This is a genomic window from Candidatus Zixiibacteriota bacterium, from assembly GCA_040753495.1.
Lineage (GTDB): Bacteria > Zixibacteria > MSB-5A5 > GN15 > PGXB01 > DYGG01.
The window spans coordinates 1-2502 of record JBFMEF010000060.1; the positions used below are offsets into that span (position 1 = coordinate 1).

6 protein-coding genes are annotated in these 2502 nt (G+C 52.5%); all 6 read right to left on the minus strand.

Going from position 1 to position 2502, the window contains the following annotated elements; genetic code table 11:
* Nucleotides 1-448 (minus strand): 50S ribosomal protein L2 (gene rplB, locus AB1690_03775; GenBank protein MEW6014423.1); only part of this gene is annotated, 448 nt, incomplete at its 3' end.
* Between the two features lie 17 nt (nt 449-465).
* Complete coding sequence (gene rplW / locus AB1690_03780) at nt 466-756, minus strand: 50S ribosomal protein L23 (protein ID MEW6014424.1); 291 nt, start codon at nt 754-756, stop codon at nt 466-468.
* On the minus strand, nt 753-1379 hold the full coding sequence (rplD, locus tag AB1690_03785) for a 50S ribosomal protein L4 (protein ID MEW6014425.1): 627 nt from the start codon (nt 1377-1379) through the stop codon (nt 753-755). The genes rplW and rplD overlap by 4 nt, the downstream gene beginning before the upstream one ends.
* A gap of 14 nt (nt 1380-1393) precedes the next feature.
* Nucleotides 1394-2020 carry a 50S ribosomal protein L3 gene (gene rplC, locus AB1690_03790; protein ID MEW6014426.1) on the minus strand — a complete coding sequence of 209 codons (627 nt, stop codon included), beginning with the start codon at nt 2018-2020 and terminating at the stop codon, nt 1394-1396.
* 13 nt (nt 2021-2033) lie between these two features.
* Nucleotides 2034-2342 (minus strand): 30S ribosomal protein S10, encoded by a 309-nt coding sequence (rpsJ, locus tag AB1690_03795; GenBank protein ID MEW6014427.1) that lies wholly within the window; start codon nt 2340-2342, stop codon nt 2034-2036.
* Between the two features lie 34 nt (nt 2343-2376).
* A partial coding sequence (gene tuf, locus AB1690_03800) for an elongation factor Tu (GenBank protein MEW6014428.1) occupies nt 2377-2502 on the minus strand: 126 nt, incomplete at its 5' end.

The window sequence follows — 2502 nt, forward strand, 5'->3', positions numbered from 1 at the left end:
TTCCGGGTTGCAGCTCGACATTATGCAGAAACGTTCCCAGCGGCACCATACCGACCGGCATGGCATTACCGGTGCGGACTTCGGCGGTTTCGCCGGACATTATCTGAGTATCAACTTTGAGCCCATCCGGCGCCAGAATATATCGTTTGTCGCCATCGGCATAGTGCAGCAGGGCGATGTAGGCGGAGCGGTTGGGGTCGTACTCGATAGATGCCACTCGCGCCGGAATATTATGTTTATCTCTTCTGAAATCGATGATGCGATAGAAGCGCTTGTGGCCGCCGCCGCGATGCCGGGCGGTAACTCGGCCTTTATTATTTCTGCCACCACTCTTCTTGAGCGCAACCAGCAGAGATTTCTCCGGCACGGTAGACGTTATTTCCTCAAAGGTCGGGACAGTGCGGTGTCTCAGACCGGGGGTTACCGGTTTAAAATTTTTAATTCCCATAGGTCACCTGTTTCTCATCAGACATTTTCAAAAGCCGCAATCTGCTGGCCTTCCTTAAGTTTCACTATCGCCTTTTTCCAAGCCGTGGATTTACCTTCAAAGCGGCCCATTCTTTTCGGCTTGGCCGGCATCGTCATGGTGCGCACAGTCGCCACTTTGACGCCGAATGATTTTTCCACCGCCTGCTTGATTTCTTTCTTATTGGCATCCCGCGCCACCCGAAAGACATAGGCGTTAATCTGCTCTTTGAGAGCGTTCGATTTTTCGGTCATTAGATGCAGCTGTAATACGCGACGCGGCTCTTTCATGAGGCAAATACCTCCTCCACTTTTTCCAGACCGGCTTTTGTCACCAGAAGGACATCGGCATTGATGACATCATAGGTATTGACCAGCGGCGCACGGGTGTATTTGACTTTGGGAATATTGCGCACCGAAAGCATCAGGTTGGCATTGGCGCCTTCATCCAGAATGAGGCATTTCTTGTTTTCTATTCCCAGTTTGTCCAAAATGCCGACGATTTTTTTGGTCTTGATTTCAGGCAGCTGAAGAGAGTCAATCACCACCAGATGCGAATTCTGGGCTTTGTCGGACAGCGCCGAAAGAATCGCCAGACGTTTCATCTTTCGCGGAAACTTGCTGAAATAAGAGCGCGGCTCCGGACCAAAGATAATGCCGCCGCCACGCCAAAGAGGCGACCGGATGGTGCCGGCGCGGGCGCGGCCTGTTCCCTTTTGCCGCCAGGGCTTGGAGCCGCCGCCGGAGACATCAGAACGGCCTTTTGAACTTGATGTTCCCTGTCGCTGATTTGCCAGATAGTTGACGACGTATTGATGAACTACTTCCGGACGCGGCTTGACGCCGAAAACCTTTTCGCTCAAACTGACTACGCCGACTTCGGCACCGTCTTGATTATATACTTTTGCTTCCATCTTTTCCTGCCAATCTACTTGCCGCGGTTGGTTAACCGAATACGCAGCAACGTGCCTTTTTTCCCGGGAACAGAGCCCTTGACCAGTATCAGATTTTGTTCACCGATAACCTGAGCCACTTCCAGATTCAAAGCGGTTACGCGGTCTTTCCCCATTCTTCCGGCCATCCGCTGGCCGCGGAAAACCCGTGAAGGAAAGGAGGAAGCGCCTACCGAGCCGGGAGCTCTCTGGCGGTCAGACTGCCCGTGAGTGATATTAGCGCCGTTGAAGTTGTGGCGGCGCATCACGCCCTGGAAACCGAGACCCTTGGAAATGCCGATTACATCGACTTTCTCGCCTTTCTTGAAAATATCAGCCTTGAGTTCGGCGCCGACCTCAAGTTCGCCCTCAAAATAAATTTCGCGGAGATAGCGACGCGGCTCAATGTTTACTTTCTTATAATGGCCCCCAAGCGGTTTATTAAACAGATTCAGCCGCTTGACATCAAAGCCGACCTGGACGGCGCTGTATCCGTTTTTTTCCGGAGTGCGCTTCGCCACCACCACGCAGGGCCCGGCTTCGATTACCGACACCGGAACGGCTTCGCCGTCACTCCCGAAAATGCGGGTCATGCCAATTTTCTTACCAATGATTTCTTTCATAACGGCATCACCATCATGTCTTTATTTCCACGTCAACGCCGGCGGGGAGGTCGAGCTTCATCAGCGCGTCCACCGTCTGCGGAGTGGAATCGTAGATATCAAGCATTCGCTTGTGAATTCTGGTTTCGAATTGCTCGCGCGACTTCTTATCCACGTGCGGCGAACGCAGAACCGTATAGACAGTCCGCTTGGTCGGCAGGGGGATAGGTCCGGCAATTCGCGCACCGGTTCGAAGGACGGTGCGAGCAATCTCTTTAGTTGATTTATCCAAAGAGTAGTGGTCGTACGCCTTCAGTTTTATTCTGATTTTCTGACCTGTCATATTCTATATTTCACTTCCTTAGAAGCAAGGCTTATTACTCAATAATTTCGGTGACGACGCCGGCGCCGACAGTGCGTCCGCCCTCGCGAACCGCAAACCGCAACTCCTTCTCCATCGCGATCGGCGTGATTAACTCCACATCCATCTGGATGTTGTCCCC